General features: G+C 42.1%; 18 protein-coding genes. 8 read left to right on the forward strand and 10 right to left on the reverse strand.

The features are described from left to right. Positions 1-28: 28 nt before the first annotated feature. The 3 genes from FHS24_RS07205 to FHS24_RS07215 all read right to left on the reverse strand — a co-directional run bounded on the left by FHS24_RS07205 (position 29) and on the right by FHS24_RS07215 (position 3255). Positions 29-946 carry a histone deacetylase family protein gene (locus FHS24_RS07205; RefSeq protein ID WP_183620218.1) on the reverse strand — a complete coding sequence of 306 codons (918 nt, stop codon included), beginning with the start codon at positions 944-946 and terminating at the stop codon, positions 29-31. Between the two features lie 116 nt (positions 947-1062). Then, positions 1063-2064, reverse strand: a complete 1002-nt coding sequence (locus tag FHS24_RS07210) for a YbjN domain-containing protein (protein WP_183620219.1) — start codon at positions 2062-2064, stop codon at positions 1063-1065. A gap of 72 nt (positions 2065-2136) precedes the next feature. Then, a complete protein-coding gene (locus tag FHS24_RS07215; RefSeq protein ID WP_227671730.1) occupies positions 2137-3255 on the reverse strand; it encodes a hypothetical protein in 1119 nt (372 codons plus the stop codon). A gap of 76 nt (positions 3256-3331) precedes the next feature. On the opposite strand from FHS24_RS07215, the gene ccmA reads away from it, so the two are divergent. From ccmA to ccmE, 5 genes are all read left to right on the forward strand, one after another. Then, positions 3332-3961: a heme ABC exporter ATP-binding protein CcmA gene (ccmA, locus tag FHS24_RS07220; protein WP_183620220.1), complete on the forward strand. Its 630-nt coding sequence runs from the start codon at positions 3332-3334 to the stop codon at positions 3959-3961. Positions 3962-4088: 127 nt separating this feature from the next. Further along, complete coding sequence (locus tag FHS24_RS07225) at positions 4089-4745, forward strand: heme exporter protein CcmB (RefSeq protein WP_183620806.1); 657 nt, start codon at positions 4089-4091, stop codon at positions 4743-4745. A 238-nt stretch (positions 4746-4983) separates the two neighbouring features. After that, positions 4984-5772, forward strand: a complete 789-nt coding sequence (gene ccmC, locus FHS24_RS07230) for a heme ABC transporter permease CcmC (protein WP_183620229.1) — start codon at positions 4984-4986, stop codon at positions 5770-5772. Between the two features lie 58 nt (positions 5773-5830). Beyond that, positions 5831-6052, forward strand: a complete 222-nt coding sequence (gene ccmD, locus FHS24_RS07235) for a heme exporter protein CcmD (protein WP_183620231.1) — start codon at positions 5831-5833, stop codon at positions 6050-6052. Between the two features lie 239 nt (positions 6053-6291). Next, positions 6292-6792, forward strand: a complete 501-nt coding sequence (gene ccmE / locus FHS24_RS07240; protein WP_183620233.1) for a cytochrome c maturation protein CcmE — start codon at positions 6292-6294, stop codon at positions 6790-6792. A 116-nt stretch (positions 6793-6908) separates the two neighbouring features. Here ccmE and FHS24_RS07245 read toward each other — a convergent pair whose 3' ends face one another. Beyond that, complete coding sequence (locus tag FHS24_RS07245; RefSeq protein ID WP_183620235.1) at positions 6909-7757, reverse strand: aldo/keto reductase; 849 nt, start codon at positions 7755-7757, stop codon at positions 6909-6911. 374 nt (positions 7758-8131) lie between these two features. Here FHS24_RS07245 and FHS24_RS07250 point away from each other — a divergent pair, with 374 nt between their 5' ends. Next, entirely contained in the window at positions 8132-9355 is a 1224-nt protein-coding gene (locus tag FHS24_RS07250) for an MFS transporter (protein WP_265088149.1), read from the forward strand. Positions 9356-9572: 217 nt separating this feature from the next. Here the strand turns inward: FHS24_RS07250 and FHS24_RS07255 are convergent, their stop codons facing one another. From FHS24_RS07255 to FHS24_RS07280, 6 genes are all read right to left on the reverse strand, one after another. Further along, complete coding sequence (locus tag FHS24_RS07255) at positions 9573-10556, reverse strand: MetQ/NlpA family ABC transporter substrate-binding protein (protein ID WP_183620237.1); 984 nt, start codon at positions 10554-10556, stop codon at positions 9573-9575. A 265-nt stretch (positions 10557-10821) separates the two neighbouring features. Further along, positions 10822-11508, reverse strand: coding sequence for a methionine ABC transporter permease (locus FHS24_RS07260; RefSeq protein ID WP_149488683.1), 687 nt, complete (start codon positions 11506-11508; stop codon positions 10822-10824). 17 nt (positions 11509-11525) lie between these two features. Beyond that, a complete protein-coding gene (locus tag FHS24_RS07265) occupies positions 11526-12296 on the reverse strand; it encodes a methionine ABC transporter ATP-binding protein (RefSeq protein WP_183620239.1) in 771 nt (256 codons plus the stop codon). Between the two features lie 311 nt (positions 12297-12607). Continuing rightward, on the reverse strand, positions 12608-14776 hold the full coding sequence (locus tag FHS24_RS07270) for a sensor histidine kinase (RefSeq protein WP_183620241.1): 2169 nt from the start codon (positions 14774-14776) through the stop codon (positions 12608-12610). A gap of 92 nt (positions 14777-14868) precedes the next feature. Further along, complete coding sequence (locus FHS24_RS07275; protein WP_057761578.1) at positions 14869-15591, reverse strand: response regulator transcription factor; 723 nt, start codon at positions 15589-15591, stop codon at positions 14869-14871. A 214-nt stretch (positions 15592-15805) separates the two neighbouring features. Next, complete coding sequence (locus tag FHS24_RS07280) at positions 15806-17116, reverse strand: efflux RND transporter periplasmic adaptor subunit (protein ID WP_227671731.1); 1311 nt, start codon at positions 17114-17116, stop codon at positions 15806-15808. Between the two features lie 800 nt (positions 17117-17916). Between FHS24_RS07280 and pilG the strand changes: the two genes are divergently transcribed. Both pilG and FHS24_RS07290 read left to right on the forward strand, forming a co-directional pair. Continuing rightward, positions 17917-18297: a twitching motility response regulator PilG gene (gene pilG / locus FHS24_RS07285; protein ID WP_149488687.1), complete on the forward strand. Its 381-nt coding sequence runs from the start codon at positions 17917-17919 to the stop codon at positions 18295-18297. Between the two features lie 287 nt (positions 18298-18584). Next, on the forward strand, positions 18585-18947 hold the full coding sequence (locus tag FHS24_RS07290) for a response regulator (protein WP_183620243.1): 363 nt from the start codon (positions 18585-18587) through the stop codon (positions 18945-18947). The last annotated feature ends 1 nt before the right edge of the window (position 18948 follow it).

Here is an 18948-nt window from a genome sequence, read left to right on the forward strand (position 1 = left end):
TTGGTCGCGCCTGTTTCTAAGTTGCACATTACTCAATCAATTCTGAAAAAAACAGCTGTTGTGCCAAACGAAAAGTATTACAGTGCGCTTCGATCACATCTTCGATATCTTCTGAATAGCCGCCTCCCATAACGATAGCTACGGGAATATTTGCCGCTTTAGCTTGTTGTAGGACAAACTCATCACGCGCTTTACAACCTTCTATCGTCAGACTAAGTTTGCCCAATTTATCGGTTGCTAACACATCGACGGCGGATTGATAAAATATCATATCCGGCGCAAATTTATTGATTAAGCGCGGCAGCGTAACCTCTAATATCTGTAAGTATTCTGCATCACCCGTATCATTATCTAGCTCAATATCTAAGTCTGATAGTTGTTTACGAAATGGATAATTCTTCGCGCCATGCATACTAAAGACAAAAACGCGCGGCTCATCCGCCATAATACTTGCATTGCCGTTACCTTGATGAACGTCCAAATCAACTATTAAAATTCTTTGCACCTGTCCACGATTTAATAATAAATTGCTGGCGATACAAACATCATTAAAAACGCAAAATCCCTCACCATGATCGGCAAAGGCATGATGAGTGCCGCCCGCGACGTTCATCGCCACGCCATATTGCTGCGCATATAACGCACATTCATAAGTGGCATGGGCAATATAACGACCGCGCTCTACCAGCTCTGATGTCATCTCAAAGCCAATGGCGCGCGCTTCTTTGCGTGGTAAGGTCTGGGTTTTAAGCTGCTGCCAATAGTCCGCTGTATGCGTGGTTAAAATTTCCTCTTCACTTAGACGTTTCGGAGCAAAAAAATTCTCGGTAGTGATAGTTCCTTCAGCCAATAAGCGCTCAGGAATCATGGTGTATTTTTGCATGGGAAAGCGGTGCTTTTCGGGTACGGAATAACGAAAAATGTCAGAGTAAGCAATTTTTAGCATAGTATTAATGTATGTCTTTTTAAAAGTGATTTAAGGATAGACAGGTTTAAGAATTTTGAAAGTAGGGTATTGGTGAGAAATTGTAAAAGCAGAAGATATCTGTTTTGCATAATTGATTATTGAACAAATTGCGTGGGTAAAAAAAAGGTTCGCGCATCCTCTTGCTGATGTAGCGTCATCAGTAAGTCTTGCAACTCTGCAGCAGGATTTTGATTATTGACCAAGTCACTAAATATCTCGTAAGTAACCGTGGTCATGGCGATGACGCTTTGTAGTAAATGCTCAATGGTATTTTCATCCATACCGACCGCTTCGACATCGATGGCATTTTTGTAGCGTATCTCGCCATCATTGATATCCATCTCAAGATTGCCAATCAGCATGTCGTAATTGATTTGGGTAATCAGTAGCATGGCGGCGCTTTGGTGGCTTTCGGGGATCAGAAACGGCAAAATACCATAGACTGCTAGCAAGTTGTTTTTTTCTTGCACACGAAATAGATAGCCACAATCGAGCTTTTTATTGCGCATTCTCAGAGATAAATGGTGTGATTGCTGGATGTCACTGTTTTTATTGCCACTGGCTCTAGGTCGATAATGGTTATAGTGCCATTGTTGCTCATCAAAATACTGCTTAAGATAATTGACAATCGGGGTGTCATCATCACTATTTTGCTTTGTCATACCTTCGATATCATTATCAAAATAAGCGTCAGTACCAGTACCAGTACCAGTATCAGTATCAGTGCTGCTATCTAACCGACTATCAATGTTGCTACTAAGGCTGTTATAAATGACGTCATCGGGACTGTTATCAAAGCTGTGGTTTACGTTATGATTTAAACTATAATTTAAGTCAGGGTTAGAGCCGCTGCCATCCGTATCATCGTTGTCATTATCATTATCGTCACTGTCTTTAGGACGAGATTTAATACTATCACTCTCATCTTTTGAAGGCTGAGAGTTATTCTTATCCTGTTTTGTTAAGTCTAAATCCGCACCCACATCCACATCTAAGTCTTGAGCTACCTTGATATCATCAATGACAGCCTGCACAGCTGATATGTTGAGCAGCTGTTTAATTCTTTGCCATAAGCTGAGTTTAGGAGATTGGCTCATAGATAGTAGGCTAACTAATAAAAAAGGTGAAATTTAAAAAATAAATCAAAAACCGTACGCCACAACAGCAGATTAATCGGTGCCGAATACCAGTCCTGCTTTGATACTCGGCTGAGCGTAAAACGCTTGCAGCATATCTGTTATATGCGCCGTAACCCATGAGCTTTCAATGGTGTCAGTGACAACAGGTAGCAGGGCAGTACTCAATTGCGTCATTGCCTGCTCATCGATATTTAAAATTGCTGCTATATTGGCAATGCTATCGGTATGATGGTTGGTATACCAAGTATCGACGCTCGCTGCTACAAGGCTGTGCAAATAAGGCGATAGGCGCAAACGGTTATAGCTTTGCTGTATGCTATTTTCAATATGCTCAATGCTGCTATCGTCAGGCTCATCACGTAAATAGGTCTGGATTTCGCTAATCGGCTTATCTTTGATACGGCCCCAACCCGTTACCAATAAACGTGCAACCTCTTCATTGGATAAATGCGCTTGGGCATTGGCTTCTGCTTTATGCGCTAAATCTTTAATATTGCGATGCAGGTACGTCTGCAATTTTTCATCAAGATTGCGATTGGTTGCTTTTTCAAACGAGCTACGTCCAAACTTCATCAGTTTGCCAGCAGGGCCCGCTTTATCTAGCGTGGATTCCATAAAATCATTGATAGCGTGATAAAGCGTTTGCGTTAATAAGTCTGCAAAGGTTTCATTGCCGACTAGTGTATGAACCAAGATATTACGCTGCTCTTCATGACTGCCTACGTAGCTGGCTAAAAGCTCAACTTGGGAGTCATCGACCAATTCTGATAAAGGCACGTTATCATTAACGGGATGATAAATAATAGTATGCAGAATATCGCGAATATCGCTGCGAACTACTTCGCTAACTGGCTGTTTAAGAAACCATTCATTAATAAGATGCTGCAAATCATCGCTACTGATATATTTACTCAGTGGCTGCTCGCCAAACCACTGCCAAGCCTGCATCGATAGCGGCTGGGCTTGTGAGTACAGCCATTGCCGCATAAAGGCAACTTGCGCCTCGATTAATCTGTTTATAGTTAGCATAGGCGTGTCTGATTTTTGAGCTGGGTTTTGATTCGGTTTTTGAATATCTTTTGAAGTCTGCATAGGTTTTGAGGTCATAGTAATCGACAATTTGTTATACTGTGTGGTTGAAGTAAGCATAAAGTATTATGCCATGAACCTCATCTGTGTTTGTGATGAATATTGCCTGTTGCTTAATAAATAATGAGAGGTTTGGATGACAGCTCTGAATACAGCTTTACTTGCGCTCGATGAGCTGACGGTTCAGCGTGGTGAAATTCCTTTATGTGAAGGGGTGACACTCAATTTGGCTGCCGGAAGTATCTGTCACTTGGTTGGTGCTAATGGTACGGGTAAAACGACGCTACTGATGCAGCTGGCGAGTTTATTGCCGGTGCTGACTGGAGAAATTGTTTATCAGGGAACAGTAAGCTTACCTGTGCAGCCTTTATATGTATCGCACCAATTGGGCATTCATCCAAACCTGACCGTAGCACAAAATCTCACTTTTTTGCTAAATTTATATGGTATTAGTCCAAGTAGCGCTGATATTGATGATGCCCTTACTTGGGTGGGATTACAAGGGTTTGAGACCATCAGCTCAAGCCATTTATCTGCTGGGCAAACGCGTCGTATTACCCTTGCACGCTTATATTTATTAACGCCTGACGTCACCCCTTTATGGCTGCTTGATGAGCCCTTTACTGCGCTTGATATCGATATGGTGGCACGCATGGAAGATAGATTGCGAGAATTTGCCACTGCTGGCGGTGCGATATTAATGACCAGTCACCAAGCCGTCGGCGTGGCCAATCAAGTGCTCGATTTGTCCGATTATATGGTGTAAATACTATCAATATAAGTGCGACAAGTATCAGTGGAAGAGCGAATAAATGACAGAGTCAGATACTCCAGTACAAAACGTGAATAAAAACTCAAATGCGAACTTAGCAATACCGCGCTGTATCAGTTTTATGCAGCTATGGCGGCGTGAATGGCAGGTCAAGCAGCAAGGAGCGGTACAGTGGTTATATCCTCTGGTATTGTTTTTAGTGATTATTACCTTGTTTCCGCTAGCGGTTGGTAGTGAGCCTGCTTTATTGCAGCGCCTTGGGGTGTCCGCGGTTTGGATAGCGGCTCTGTTGTCACTGGTAATGGGCGTTGATGGTTTGTTTAAGCCTGCCCTTGATAATGGTACGCTGGCGCAATTGGTCGTCGCTAAGGCGTCGCTGCCATTATGGGTGCTGATTCGGTTGGTTATTCATTGGATTTTTAGTAGTGGTATCGTGGCAACATTAAGTTTGCTAGCTGTGCCTTTATTTCAGCTTAGCTGGTTTGAGGCGTGGATATTGATGGCGTCTATTGTCGCTGGCAGTCCGATGCTGCTCATGTTGTCAGCGGTCGCCAGCAGTTTGACGTTATCACTAAAAAATGGCGCGGTGCTGGTGCCTTTGATTGCATTACCGATGCAATTGCCGGTATTGATTTTTGCTACAGGTGCGGTTGATTTATTTGCCACCGGTCTCAATGGCTTGCCGATTTTAGCTTTATTATTGGCAGGTAGTATTATTTCGGTTTTGGTGATGCCATGGGTGATTGCAATGACGTTAAAAATGTCTTGGTTAAATTAAAAAATCACCCAGTTTTGTATCGTGTATCCATTTTATTCGTATCGACTATATACATTCCCTCATTAAAACCCTTTATATTAACAGCATGGTGAAAACTGGCAACTTTGCTATAATAGTTTATTAAACAAACAGTCACGTGTAGATTCTATCCAGCGTTTAACGCCAGCAAGTTAGCGGGTAGTCGTATGAATCATGCGTTTTACTCTATAATCACTAGCTGCGTAATAGGTTTATTCCCATGCCCAACCTGAATAATGTCTCATCTCCTAGCCTGTGGCAACGCATCTGGCAAGTTTTCTTGACCACGGTGGGTACCAAGGAGTTCTTTCGTATCTTTGCGCCTTGGGTTAAGTGGTTAGCGATATTAGCCGGTCTCTGTTTGCTCATCGGTAGCATTTGGGGCTTGGCTTTTGCACCGCCTGATTATTTGCAAGGTAATAGCTATCGTATTATCTTTATCCATGTACCTGCTGCCAGTCTTGCTATCTCCATTTATTTTGCTTTAGCCGTACTCGGCGTGATTTATATGGTATGGAAAATTAAGACGGCGAGCCTTGTGGCGCAGGCGCTGGCTCCGATGGGTTTTTTGCTTTGTGTCATTAGTTTATTAACCGGTTCTATTTGGGCAAAACCGACGTGGGGTACTTATTGGGTTTGGGATGCGCGCTTGACGTCTATGCTCATTTTGGCGTTTTTATATGCGGGCGTGATGGCATTGTTTGCCGCCTTTGAACATACGGCCAACCGCGGTAAAGCGGCGGCTATTTTGTCCATCGTTGGCGCTGTCAACTTGCCCATTATCAAATACTCAGTACAGTGGTGGAATACTTTGCACCAAGGTTCAACCTTTACGCTAACTGCGGCACCAAAAATGTCGGCAGATATGTGGTTGCCATTACTCTTGATGATTATTGGCAGTTATTTATTGGTCGCAACCTTGGCTATTTATCGTACCAATACCCTTATTTTATACCGTGATCAAGGTAAAGCGTGGGTCAAAGAATACGTTCGTGGACAAAGTAAATAACCACATATAATATAACAATATAGCTATGAACAAACCAAATAACGGCTAGGGAAATATAATGCAGCCTTACTTTTATAGCGTCTCTGAGTTTATCGCCATGGGTGAGCATGGTATATTTGTCTGGTCATGCTGGGCAATTACGGTCGGCATGATGCTGATTTTTATTATCTATAGCCGCCGTCAACGGCAAGCGCTTATCAAGCAGTTAACGATTCAGCAAGCGCGTCAAGCACAGCGCGCTGCTAAAACCCCTAATCCTGCGACTAAAAAATCCTCTTAAAATCCTTCTTAATATCAACTTTTTAGCTTATAAATTATTATTACCCAATGGTAAATATATGACCTCATCAGTTGCTAGGGGGCTTATCGATTTGGGCAAAAAATGCTACCATATAGGTATTAGAAAAGTACGGTTGGAAAGGCTTATTATCAAGTCAGTCTAATAGGAATTTCTTTAATATTTTCTGTTTTGCAAACGAGCAGTTTTGTAAAGCAGCTACTCATCAATGAGGTAGTGGTATGAACGCAGTTCGTCGCAAAAAACTGATGTGGGTTATGTTTACGCTTGCAGGGGCAGCGATTGCCGTGGTGTTGGTGATTTATGCCATTGGGCAACAGACCGATTACTACTTTGATGCCACCGCCATTGCGCAAGGTGAAGCGCCGCAGGACAAGCGTATCCGTGCTGGCGGTATGGTAGTTGCCGGTAGTGTCCAGCGTGCGCCAAACGACCCGTTAAGCGTTGAATTTGCTATCACTGACTTTGAGTCGACCGTGCCCGTGACTTATCAAGGTATCTTGCCGGATTTATTCGCTGAAAACTCAGGCGTGGTCGCAACCGGTAAAATGCAAGGCGATACCTTTGTCGCAGGCGAAGTATTGGCCAAGCATGATGAAAATTATATGCCGCCAGAAGTGGCGAAATCGATGAAAGAGAACAATCGTAATGGCGCGATTCCTTCTTCTGAACAATATAACCCTGCTGAAAAAGTACATGAGACCAAGACTTTGCAGCAGTAATTACGCTGACAATAATAATTATCAATAGTTATCGTAAAAAGTGTTAAATATAAAAAAGCCAGTGATAAGATGTCGCTGGCTTTTTTTGTTGTCAGTATTCAAATAAGTATGGTTTATTAATCATCCCATTCTGGTGAATAATCCGGATGCTTAATTTTACGCCCGTCGCTACGCGCTAAGCTGCCAATTTTCTCAAGTTCATCTTCACTGAGCGTTACCTTGACAGCATCTAAGTTACCTTGTAAGTGCTCAGGATTGGACGTTTTTGGAATCGCAATACGGTGCTTGTCGGATAAAATCCACGCCAGTGACACTTGTGCTGGGGTGATACCATGCTTATCAGCGATGTCTTTAATAATTTTATTATCAAAAACGTCTCCGCGGGCAAGCGGCGAATACGCTTCTAATAAAACATGGTGATTGTTTAAAAAGGTCTGCAACGTTTTTTGCTTAATAAAAGGGTGAAACTCAACCTGATTGACCACAATAGGCACATTAGCATAGCGCTTGGCTTCGATGATATTGGCGATATTAAAGTTAGATACACCGATATTGCGAGTCAGCCCTTGTTTTTGTAACTCACAAAGCGCAGGGATGGTCTCGGATAAAGGCACACGATCATCAGGCCAGTGCAGCAGCAGTAAATCAACGTAATCGGTATCTAAGTTTTCTAACGAACGTTTGGCAGCCGCAATAAGCTTTTCTGGCTCAAACTTCATGTCATCAGGGAATATTTTGGTCGTTAAAAAGAATTTATCGCGAGCGACGCCTGATTGCTTAATGCCTTTTCCTACCTCTTTTTCATTATCATAAGCTTGGGCGGTATCAATGTGCTCATAGCCCATTTTAAGACCTTGGCTGACGACATCGATACAGTCTTGTCCCGTTGATTGCCACGTACCCAGTCCGAGTACCGGAATGTTCGCTTGTCCAGCGGTGCGAATATTATAAGTTTTAGCACGCATATTATTATCCTTGTTATTTGTATATTTATTAAGCTTACCCACTATAGAAAAAAGTAGCGATAAGTGAAAGGGCAGGTGACGCTTTCCTACAAACGGCAAACAGGCTGTAACGTCATGTGTTAATTAATAAGAGGATAGGTTCTTCTCGATCAACTATTTAATGCGCTAATAAAATAGCCATTTAAGACAAGACCTATTTAGAGAAAGAAAGTTTATCGTTGCCTATATGAGAGGAGTAGAAGTGAATAAGTTTTACCTGTACTTTATACATCATGGCAATATATGTTTTATCTGTAAGGTGAGAAGAAAAGGGCTTTTTAATGCTTTAATCATAAATACTTTAATCATGAATGATTTAATAATAAGGAGGGGGTGTGTCTAGTCGTTCAAAGCCAAGTCATGCACAAGGAAGCCTGTCAGAAAATAGTACCTATGAGCAACATCAGAACCCTATTTCGTGGTTTATCTTTGGTTTAATGGCAAGCGTAACCTTTATTGGGATTCTCTCAGAGCTGATGCCGTCGGGTATCTTGCCGCAAATGACTGAAGGTTTGGGCGTTGAGCAGACCCAAGTAGGATTTTTGGTCGGGATATACGCGTTGGCATCGGCGATTTTTGCTATTCCCCTCATTAGCATGACGTTGTGGGTCAATCGTAAGGTGCTGTTGTTGCTGCTATTGACAGGTTTTGCCGTCTCTAATCTGGTCGTCGGTCTTACCTCGTCTTATCCACTTATTGTAACCATGCGCATCATTGGCGGTATCTGTGCCGGTATTATGTGGCCGATGATTGCCGCTTATGGCACAGCCTTAGTGCCAGAAAATCTACATGGCAAGGCGATCACCATTATCATGGCGGGTAATACCTTTGGGGTGAGTCTAGGTCTACCGATTATGACCTTTATAGGCACACTCGTTAGCTGGCGCACCTCGTTTCTAGTGCTTGGCGCATTGGGTGCGTTGATTGCCCTGCTAGCAGCTAAATACTTGCCTTCTGTACAGGGTGAAAAGCTTACCCAAAGTAATTCGCCAATAGCGGTACTTAAAATACCGGCAGTATGGATAGTATTGATACTCACTCTTTTATCTGTGGTCGCCCATTACAGTACCTATACTTATATCACGCTATTGGTTGAAAGCATTGATTTTGTCGGCGGTATCAGCTTAGCCTTGCTTATCTTTGGGATAGGTTCAGTCATTTCAGTCATCTTATCAGCCAAGATTATCGATACGCATCTGCGCGGTTTAATCGTTGCTATGTTGGCTTGCGGTATGATTACGATGCTGTTGTTTGTTTTCTTTAGAGGGACAAATGGTTTTGCACATTTGGCTTTTTTATTATGGGGACTGGCGTTTGGACCTTTGGTGACGATGTATCAAACCGCCGTCAGCAAGCAGGTGACCGAAGCGAAAGCCGTCGCAACTTCAGTGCAGTCGAGCGTTTTCAACTTCTCGATTATGATAGCAACGTGGGTTGCAGGATTAATTTTGCTTAATCTACCAGAAGTAGGCGTTTTTGGCATCGTTTATCTCTCTATTCTCTGTTTCATTCCTGCCATTATTATTACCCTCTTGGTAAAGAAAACACTTGATGCTTAATAAGCGCCTATGGATAAGACTATAAACATGAATCACTGAGCTAAATAGCCATACAGGCAATCGCTAATGATGAGCTTTATAAGCTACAAATACCAAAATACCAACGAAGAAAAGCCCATTATTAGCAAATAATGGGCTTTTCTAATTCACTTATTAAATCCTTAAAACACTTGGTTTGAACAAAGCATTTTAAGTCATTAAGTGGTTAGTTCTACAATTATTGAGCAGCAGCTTCTGCGACTGGAGCAGTAGCTGTTGTAGAAGCAGTCGCAGGGGTAGCAGCGGTATCAGCACCCCAGATTTTTGGGTATTTATAGCCAGGGAAGCTATCGTGAGCATACTTTTTAAAGGCTTCTGAGTTATAAGCGTTGGTCACGTCTTTCACCCATTTTTTGTCTTTATCAGCAGTTTTGATGGCTGACCAGTTGACATAAGCAAAGCTTGGCTCTTGGAATAGCGCTTCAGTCAGCTTGATACCTGCATCGGTCGCATAGTTACCATTGATGATAGCAAAATCAACTTCGTCACGCGCACGTGGTAGCTGGGCAGCTTCTAACTCAACGATTTTGATGTCGTATTTGCTGTTATCGGCGATATCCGATTTTGATGCGGTCAACGGGTCGATATTGTCTTTTAACGTAATCCAACCTAACTCATTCATCATTACTAACGCACGGGCGAAGTTACTTGGATCATTAGGTGCAGAAACACTCATGCCTTTATAGACGTCGTCGAGCTTAGTCTTTTTACCAGTATAGATACCAAGTGGGGCTGTCGGTACTTGAAAGACTTCGACCAAATCAAGGTTGTTTTCTTTTTTGAAGGTATCAAGATAAGGCTTATGCTGGAAGATGTTGATATCTAAATCACCATCAGACAAGGCGATATTTGGACGCACATAATCGGTAAATGTGACTAGCTCAACTTCATAACCTTGTGCTTCTAACGAGCCTTTTACTTGGTTACGAACCATATCGGCAAAGTCGCCTTCGGTCGTACCGATGACAATTTTACTATGCTCAGGGTCGATATCGCTTGTCGCGACCGTTTCTGTGGTCGTTGTTTCCGTTGCGCCTTCAGTGACTGGCTCTTTGTTGGCTTCTGGTGCTGATGAATTGTTGCAACCGACCAATACAAGACCTGATACGCCAACCGCAGCAAATGCTGTGGCTACTTGACGGCTGATATCTGTTAATTTCATGAAACTTCCTTAATAAGGGATGGGAATAGGGGATTGAACGTTAACATTAAAAACTCGCATTAAAAAAGCAACATTATGAATAGTAATGCTGCTAAGTTAACGGTTGTTAAGATAGTATCAAAATTAAAGGGAATCAGTTACAAAGTCAAGCATTTGCTTAGGATGAATCGGCATTAAACCTTGAGCATTATTCATATCGAGCGTTTAATATGAGCGCTTTAAAAGCTGATGATTAATACTGTTTATAATTATTTATAGGTAAAATTTAACGCTTATCTAAACGCATGGCGATCCAATTACCCGATGCCTGAATCCCAATAACCATAATCGATAGCATGACAACAATAAATACCATCACCTCAGTTTGATAGCGATAATAGCCATAACGAATCGCCAAATCACCCAAACCGCCACCGCCAATCATACCGGCAGCTGCCGAAAACGACAGCAAGCTGATACATAAAATGGTGACCGACAGTACCAAGCCAGACCGTGCTTCATTGAGCAACACTTTGATAATGGTAAAGGGACGGGCACCCATCGATTCAGTCGCTTCAATAATGCCGCGTGGCACTTCACGCAGGTTTTGTTCAACCAAGCGCGCAAAGTAAAAGGAACCGGCAATCGCTAGTACTAGCGATGCAGCAATCGGTCCGATACCGGTGCCAACGATGGCTTTGGTAAAAGGACTCATGGCAATCATCAAGATTACAAACGGGAAGGCGCGCATAAAGTTGGTGATAGCACCAAGAACGCCATATAAGGTCTTATTTTGCAAAAACTGTCGATCACTAGATAAAAATAAGAAAACCCCAAACAAACCGCCGATCACGATGGCGACCGTCGTTGAGATACCAAGCATAATAAAGGTATCTACAAACGCTTGCCAAATCTCTTTGCGCAGCGCGAGCAGTTTGTCTATCGAGGCGGATAATTCAGCACCAGTTAACATGTCTATTCTCCTACCTCTTAGTCTTCGTGAACCAAGCCTTTGCCAATCGTTGTGGTGGCCTGAATCAGACCGTCGCGAATATCGGCAACCTCGAGTAATTGCCCTTGATGTAACAATGCTGCTCGATCGCATAGCCTGCGAATGACGCTCATTTCATGCGTGACGATGACGATAGTGACACCAAGCTGTTCATTAATATCGCGTAGACAAGTCAATAAGCTGCGCGTGGTCGCAGGGTCAAGCGCACTGGTCGGCTCATCCGCCAATAATACTTTTGGGCTTGGCGCAATCGCGCGCGCGATACCGACGCGCTGTTTTTGTCCCCCTGAAAGCTGCGCAGGATAATGCCCTGCACGATCGATCAAGTCGACGATTTCTAAGCATTCCATCACGCGCTTATGAATATCGGCGCTCGGATAACCTGCTACTGTTAAGTTAAAGGCGACATTATCAAATACCGTACGATTGGACATCAGGTTAAACTGCTGAAAAATCATACCGATATTGTGGCGGGCAATACGTAACTCACTGGCTGATAGCGTGGTCAAGTCCGTACCATCTACGATTACTTGACCCGAATCTGGACGCTCAAGCAAATTAATCAGGCGTAAAAGGGTAGATTTACCCGCTCCCGAATAGCCCATCAAGCCAAATATTTCGCCTTGCTGCACAGTTAAGGACGTCGGCTCGACAGCAGTAAACCAATGTGGCTTGCCGTCTTTATCTTTTATAGACCGGTCACTTAGAAAGCTTTTGGTCACATCGTTTAAGACAATCATGTCACTCATGGAGGGCTCAAAATTCAATAAATATTTTAATAGTTATGAAGCGGTTGTAGGGTCTCTTACATCATAAAGAGCACAGTTAAAAACAACATTCAATAACCCCATAATAAGGGGCGCTAATATAGCATATTATGCAGTGTTTTGGATATGGACATACATGACTAAAGGATAATCTTGGCTTGCTCGATATTAAGCAATGAAGCAATCAAGATAGGTAGCGCGTAAGTTTATATGAAATAAAGAAGCGCTCAGATAGCGGCATGTATTTTTGAATGTTTTTTTAAGACTGAGTTTTTTGGTGTTAAAAGACAGTCTTAGTCACGGCTGTCATGGTGATAATGAGGGTCGTGCTTAACGGGTAGTACCACTAGAAATCGAGTATGACCATTAATAGTGTCAGTGAGAATACGCCCTTGGTGAGCGGTGACAATCTGGGCAACCAAGGATAAGCCAAGTCCCGAACCTTTATTTTTTTGCTGCAAACGTACGAAAGGACTAAAGACTTCCTCGCGTTTATTTTCAGGGATACCTTCGCCTTCATCAATCACTGCCAACACAGCATACTTTGGTAGTGGGCGCGTTGGCTCGGCTTTAGGTTTCTTCAGATGTTTACTAAACAAACCTTCTTTACGCGTGCCATTTGCTGTCTCACCATTCTCTTTAGGGCTTTCTTTGGTACTGTCTTTAGAATCTATTTTAGAGTCAGCTTTCTCAGTATTGTCGTTTTTATCCGTATTTTTTACATTTTTACTGTCTACGTTATCATTTGTAGCGTCGCTGTTATTAAGGCTGTCAGTCGAGTCCTGGAGATTAGTGTCAGAGCCCACCTGATTTTCAGGAACCACGCGCCAAATGACTTTTTTAATTTTATCGGTTAAATCAGTAGTGAAGCGTTGATAATTGGCTCTAAGCGAAGGCTCACTAACGGTTCTCGACTCATCATTACTGCTTATGTCAGTGTTTACGTTACTATTTACATCAATAAGTTCTGAGGGCTGGACTTTATCTGCATCTACGCTCTTATCATTATGGATATTACCATCAGCCTCAATAGTTTCATTCTGAACATCAGTAAGCGCCGTGACGCTTTCACCATTTTTATAAATAGCGGGAGCAGGTAATAATACTATTTCTGTTGATTCTGCTGACTTAGGTTTTCTGTCGCTAGCGTCAATTGAGTCATCAGTGGCAGTAGAGTCTTGCGCGTTTTCAAGCTGATTGACGTGATGAGTGATTTCTTCATAAGAGTCAAAGTCTGAGCTGTTATAGTCGACAAAGCTACTACACAGTATGGTCTGCAGTAGGAAGTCAGGGATATCATTGGCTTCATCTAAGGTTTGCACGCCATAAAGTAGTACAGTTACAGGCGGCTCACCATGTAGCATGGCATTGGTGAGTAGGTTGCGAATTAAATGGGTGAGCATGGATGACTGACCATCAATGACGATATGCTCGCCAATCAACGTTGCTTCAGGATAATGTTGCCGCTCTTGATTGACCAAGTCGTATAAGTCTAAATGTTCAACTTGCTGTAGCGCATGACCAGCGTCTAATCGGCTGACGAGTAAGATACTTTCAACCAAATCATTCAGTCCCGACAGATCGCGGTTAATGGCTTGGGCGCGTTTATCGAATTTTTCTTTGGTATCGCTCGGCAGAGCGGCTGCCAGCATATCCATCATCTCAATCTGTAATCGAATACGGGTGATAGGTGTGCGTAGCTCGTGCGAGGCGTGTGCCAATAGTAGATTATTAGCATTGATAAGATGTTCGATTTTTTGTGCCGCTTGGTTAAAGCCGCGGGCGAGTGAGGCAATCTCGTCATTACCGTGCGCATTGACACGCACGCTAAAGTCACCATCACCGAGTTGCGCCATCTGCTGACTCATCTGATTGATACGCCAAGTAATGGTACGAGCAATCCACCAAAGCACGCCCGCCATAATGATCAGCAGCAGTAAGGTGCCGGTAAATAAGTTTAGCGCAGCCGAGAGTACAGGTTTTTTAGGAGGTAAACGTGACTCATATAATAGCGTATAGCCCGTACTACTATAGACTTGAGCTTGTTTAGTTGGAGAAGTTTCGGCAAATGAAGGAAAAACGCGTGATAATAGAGAGGGCGGCGCAGGCAATTCTAACGGCAAATCGCTGTTGTCGGTTTGCATAAGCAAATGACCTTCGCTGTCATACAAACCCATCTTTGCCTGTAAAGATTCATCAAAAATATCAAAACTTTTTTTGACCACCGCCAGCATAAAGCGTGACTGTAAGCGATTATCTTTGCTGACAGCGATATTTAGCTCATGCAAAAACGGGTCTATTTGACCCAAGATTTGCGTGGCTAAGATTTCTGAGCGAATGCCCGCGTCTTTATCGTGAACCAACTGCGTCAATAACACCATCGCTACCGCAAATAAGATAAGTGCCAGCATGACACTGGCAAATAGTTTAGCGAATACGGAACGAAAACCCAGCTGCTGCATTAAATCATCTCTATTATCAAACGCTCATAACCACTAACTTGGTTTTATTGGCACTATCGCTTAACCTAGCGTCGTTTGATTACATTCGCCATTTAAACTTGATCGGTTGCGAATTGATAACCCACACCACGTACGGTAATGATACGTTTTGGCTGACGTGGATTGTCTTCAATAAGCGCACGCAAGCGCGAAATATGCACGTCAATGGCACGATCAATATTGTCTGAGCTGTCATCGTTTGGCATCGCTTGCCATAATTGCTCGCGATTTAGTACTTTACCAGAATGGGTGGCAAAATAATGCAGCAATTGAAACTGATGCGTCGTTAGACGTACCGGTTGGTCATCGATAGTGACTTCATGACTGTCGGGAAAAACGCTCAAGCGCCCAAAAGTAAGGCTGTCTGATTGGCTGTCCGCTTGATTTGGCTGCTCATGACGACGAATAACGGCACGAATACGCGCCAATAACTCACGTGGCTCAAATGGCTTAGCAATATAGTCATCTGCACCCATCTCTAAACCCAATACGCGGTCAGTGGTATCACCTTTTGCCGTCAGCATGATAATCGGCACTTTATTAGTCATGTTGTTTTTGTTGCCACGTATTTTTTGGCAAACTTGCATCCCATCCATATCAGGAAGCATCAAATCCAGTACGACCAAGTCAATATCACGCTCTTTGGTGTCTAATAAGTCCAAACCTTCTTGACCCAATCCTGCATGATGTACGTCGTAGTAATTCATGGTCAGATAATCACTGATTAACTCGGCTAAATCTGGATCATCTTCAATTAGTAAAATTTGCTTACTCATAATTTTTCCTCTAGTTGTTGTTATAGTTTGTTTAACTTGTATTTTGAAAAGTACTGTTTTAAACCTGTATTTGCAAAGTGCTGCTTTAAAAGTACTGCGCCCTTAATGTTCAATCACTGTCATTTAGCATACGCTATATTGCCTAAACAGGATGTTATTAAACAAGACATGCTTTGTTAATGTTTCTACACAATGTAACTACTTGCTTCAACGCTTATGAAACTACGGCCTTTTTACCTTCAGATTCAACTGGTAAATTTGCTAAACAAATCAAACTGTCATTGGTAATTCCCGCGATCAAATACTGTTTGGTCAGCGGATCATACTCAACGACCTCGACAGGCTGACGCGTCAAACGTTGGTCTTGTTTAATAATCCATACATTGGCAATTAAAGGCCGCAGCGGCTTATAGGGTGGTTTGTGCAGCATAGTGAGATCTACATTATGCAGTGCACGCTTAGGGACAGTGGTACCGACCTGTATTTGTCCATAGTCAACACGTCCTGTCACCTTCATATCAGGTCGTATCTGGTGTCGACTGACCTCATTATCAACCACGTTGACAGCAACTAATAGTTGTTTAGGTTGCTGAGTGGTGGTCAGTTTACTCACTTGGCCAGTAAACTCATCTATTAAACCTTCAGCAGTAAAATTCACCGTTTGCCCGACAGAGATTTGCGATTCAGCGTCAATGGGAAGGGTTGCGATAAAATGCAGTTCCGTCTCGTCACTGAGCTTTAATAAAGGCTGCCGCGCCTCTACTTTCTGTTCGTTTTTAATGTAGAGCTTTTCTACCCGACCAGAAAAACTCGCCCGCACCGTGATTAGATTGTATGATTTTTCTGATTGGGCAGCTTCTTGAGTGTTATTTAGTTCGTCATTACTGCCATTGCTAGCCGCACTGTCTGTATTTAGCTTTTTACTGTTAGCGGCCGTCATTTTTGCATCCGTTTCTACATCATTTTTTGTCTGCTTATTACTATTAGTAACGGTATCATTTGCCGAATCTTTATTATTAGCAACCGATTGCTCAGGCTTAATATCAGTCTTTTTATTAGCTTCTAATGTGTCTGCTGAATTTGTAGCCGCTGCTGCTTCATCAGCTGGCTGCTGAATTTGGGTAGTTTGACGACGAACAATAAATAAGGGCGCGCCTTTTTCTACCCATTGATTTTTCTTCACCAATACTTTTTCTACCGTCAGCGCTTGTTCGGCAATCAGATTGACCTTTTTAATAAGCTCAATTTTACCTTCTAAGCCAAGACTTGGCTGATAACGGGTTGGCTTGACGCTCAGAATATGGTCAGGAGTCATCGTGATGCTATCAGCGCGAATCAAAAGCGGCGTATTCACCGTCTCGCTATTTTCGGCAGTGACAGGCTCTGATGTTGGAGGGGAAGGTTGACAGGCGATAATGAACAAAGCACTTAAGAGGTAAACGCTCTTTTTTAAAGGGCTAGAAGCTAGAAATAGCGCACTTGAAAATATCGTGCTTAAACGTTTTGAGCACATAGAATCTCTCATATCAGTCACCATTATCAACGAATTTTCATTATATAGTGAATTATGCTGCGGTGAAATGATTAGCCTGTGTTTTCTAATTGGCATTGACTGAGTGGAATATTGCGTTGATAAACAGCGCTGATAATACAGGCCGAAAATAAAGGGATTGCGCTAGAGTGATGAATTTACACTGATTTATTTGAACATAAATTCACTAAATGACTGGAAAAGGCATTACAACTGTGCTAAAACAAACATAATAAAATATATTGATACATTTTTATGACAAAAGAAAATTATTCGGTAAGGTATACGCTATTTGTATATAATGCCAAAAATATAGCAATACGAAGTATCGTATCTGGCTTTAGTGTCATCTAAATTAAATCCTATTAAGTAACAGTAAACTACTTTTAATGAGTGAGCTTCAGTAAAAGATTGCTTAAAAGGCTCGCGGTTGGGTTAACTAGAATTTTTATCGATGACTAAATAGTAGGATTGCGCTAGGCTGATGTAGGTATTATAACCGCTTAAAAACACTTAAAATACCGCGCAATTTACTAAGATAATTTACCATAAAGTGCGTATAGTGACTGATGGTAATGCGCTGGTAAATAGGCAGATACTGATGGTGAAAATTTAGCTATTATGATCGAGCACAATACAGGGTTTGCTGTTAATCTTTAGATAAAATATGTTCACTGATAAATTAAGATAACTGCTTATTATTTTGTATTGATAGCTTAGATTGGCAGATTAGAGTGATAGTCTGTATTCATAGATAGCACTACGAATAAATAGTCATTAATAGGATAGAGATAATGGAAAATAATTTTGATGGTTTAAAAGTAATGGTAATTGATGACTCAAAGACCATTCGCCGTACCGCAGAAACGTTATTGCAAAAAGCTGGCTGCGAAGTAGTAACCGCCATTGATGGTTTTGATGCCCTAGCTAAGATTGTTGATCATAACCCAGATATTATTTTTGTGGACATTATGATGCCACGTTTAGATGGTTATCAGACCTGCGCATTGATAAAAAACAATCCTGATTATGCCAGCAAGCCTGTAATTATGCTGTCATCGAAAGATGGTTTATTTGATAAAGCCCGTGGTCGTATTGTCGGTTCTGATGAATATTTAACCAAGCCATTTAGTAAAGATGAGCTTTTTGAGGCGATTAATCAGTATCGCTCATAATGGAAGGTTTATTTAAATTCGTTATAAGCTGTTATTAATAGCTCAATATAGATAATAACCAGCTATAAAAACATCATATAAGTCGCTAATCAGACGATAGGTTATCTTTACAGTTATTCTTACTGACGCTGTTTAGGAAGATTAATTATGCAGGTTTGTTATGCAAGCTTGCCACTCTATTTATACCGTGATGATAATAATGCTGCTGATTCAGAGCGACTTATTTTTAATCGATTTGTATCAATAATATATCCTGATGGATATCATCGAAAATAAAGGAAACACCTATGACTACTGTTTTAGTCATTGACGACTCGCCATCTGAGATGGCGAAATTTCGCGATATGCTTGCGAAGAATAATTATCAAGTATTAGAAGCGACAAACGGTGAGCAAGGCTGTCAGATGGCCATTGATCATCTGCCAGATGTCATTTTAATGGATGTGGTGATGCCTGAAATGAACGGTTTTCAGGCAACTCGTAAGATTACCCGTGGAAAAACGACGTCTCATATTCCTATCATTATGATTAGTACCAAAAATCAAGAAACCGATCGTGTATGGGGTAAGCGTCAAGGCGCTAAAGAATATATTACTAAGCCGATTGATGAAAGTGGTCTGGTCCAGATAATTCGTAGAGTAATGGAGTAGC

It is taken from the genome of Psychrobacter luti, from assembly GCF_014192115.1.
Taxonomy (GTDB): domain Bacteria; phylum Pseudomonadota; class Gammaproteobacteria; order Pseudomonadales; family Moraxellaceae; genus Psychrobacter; species Psychrobacter luti.

Bases quoted from the DNA above. Each gene is read 5' to 3' on its own strand.
- FHS24_RS07205 (WP_183620218.1), bottom strand. From the start codon at position 946: ATGCTAAAAATTGCTTACTCTGACATTTTTCGTTATTCCGTACCCGAA.
- FHS24_RS07210 (WP_183620219.1), bottom strand. From the start codon at position 2,064: ATGAGCCAATCTCCTAAACTCAGCTTATGGCAAAGAATTAAACAGCTG.
- FHS24_RS07215 (WP_227671730.1), bottom strand. From the start codon at position 3,255: ATGCTTACTTCAACCACACAGTATAACAAATTGTCGATTACTATGACC.
- ccmA (WP_183620220.1), top strand. From the start codon at position 3,332: ATGACAGCTCTGAATACAGCTTTACTTGCGCTCGATGAGCTGACGGTT.
- FHS24_RS07225 (WP_183620806.1), top strand. From the start codon at position 4,089: ATGCAGCTATGGCGGCGTGAATGGCAGGTCAAGCAGCAAGGAGCGGTA.
- ccmC (WP_183620229.1), top strand. From the start codon at position 4,984: ATGCCCAACCTGAATAATGTCTCATCTCCTAGCCTGTGGCAACGCATC.
- ccmD (WP_183620231.1), top strand. From the start codon at position 5,831: ATGCAGCCTTACTTTTATAGCGTCTCTGAGTTTATCGCCATGGGTGAG.
- ccmE (WP_183620233.1), top strand. From the start codon at position 6,292: ATGAACGCAGTTCGTCGCAAAAAACTGATGTGGGTTATGTTTACGCTT.
- FHS24_RS07245 (WP_183620235.1), bottom strand. From the start codon at position 7,757: ATGCGTGCTAAAACTTATAATATTCGCACCGCTGGACAAGCGAACATT.
- FHS24_RS07255 (WP_183620237.1), bottom strand. From the start codon at position 10,556: ATGAAATTAACAGATATCAGCCGTCAAGTAGCCACAGCATTTGCTGCG.
- FHS24_RS07260 (WP_149488683.1), bottom strand. From the start codon at position 11,508: ATGTTAACTGGTGCTGAATTATCCGCCTCGATAGACAAACTGCTCGCG.
- FHS24_RS07265 (WP_183620239.1), bottom strand. From the start codon at position 12,296: ATGAGTGACATGATTGTCTTAAACGATGTGACCAAAAGCTTTCTAAGT.
- FHS24_RS07270 (WP_183620241.1), bottom strand. From the start codon at position 14,776: ATGCAGCAGCTGGGTTTTCGTTCCGTATTCGCTAAACTATTTGCCAGT.
- FHS24_RS07275 (WP_057761578.1), bottom strand. From the start codon at position 15,591: ATGAGTAAGCAAATTTTACTAATTGAAGATGATCCAGATTTAGCCGAG.
- FHS24_RS07280 (WP_227671731.1), bottom strand. From the start codon at position 17,116: ATGAGAGATTCTATGTGCTCAAAACGTTTAAGCACGATATTTTCAAGT.
- pilG (WP_149488687.1), top strand. From the start codon at position 17,917: ATGGAAAATAATTTTGATGGTTTAAAAGTAATGGTAATTGATGACTCA.
- FHS24_RS07290 (WP_183620243.1), top strand. From the start codon at position 18,585: ATGACTACTGTTTTAGTCATTGACGACTCGCCATCTGAGATGGCGAAA.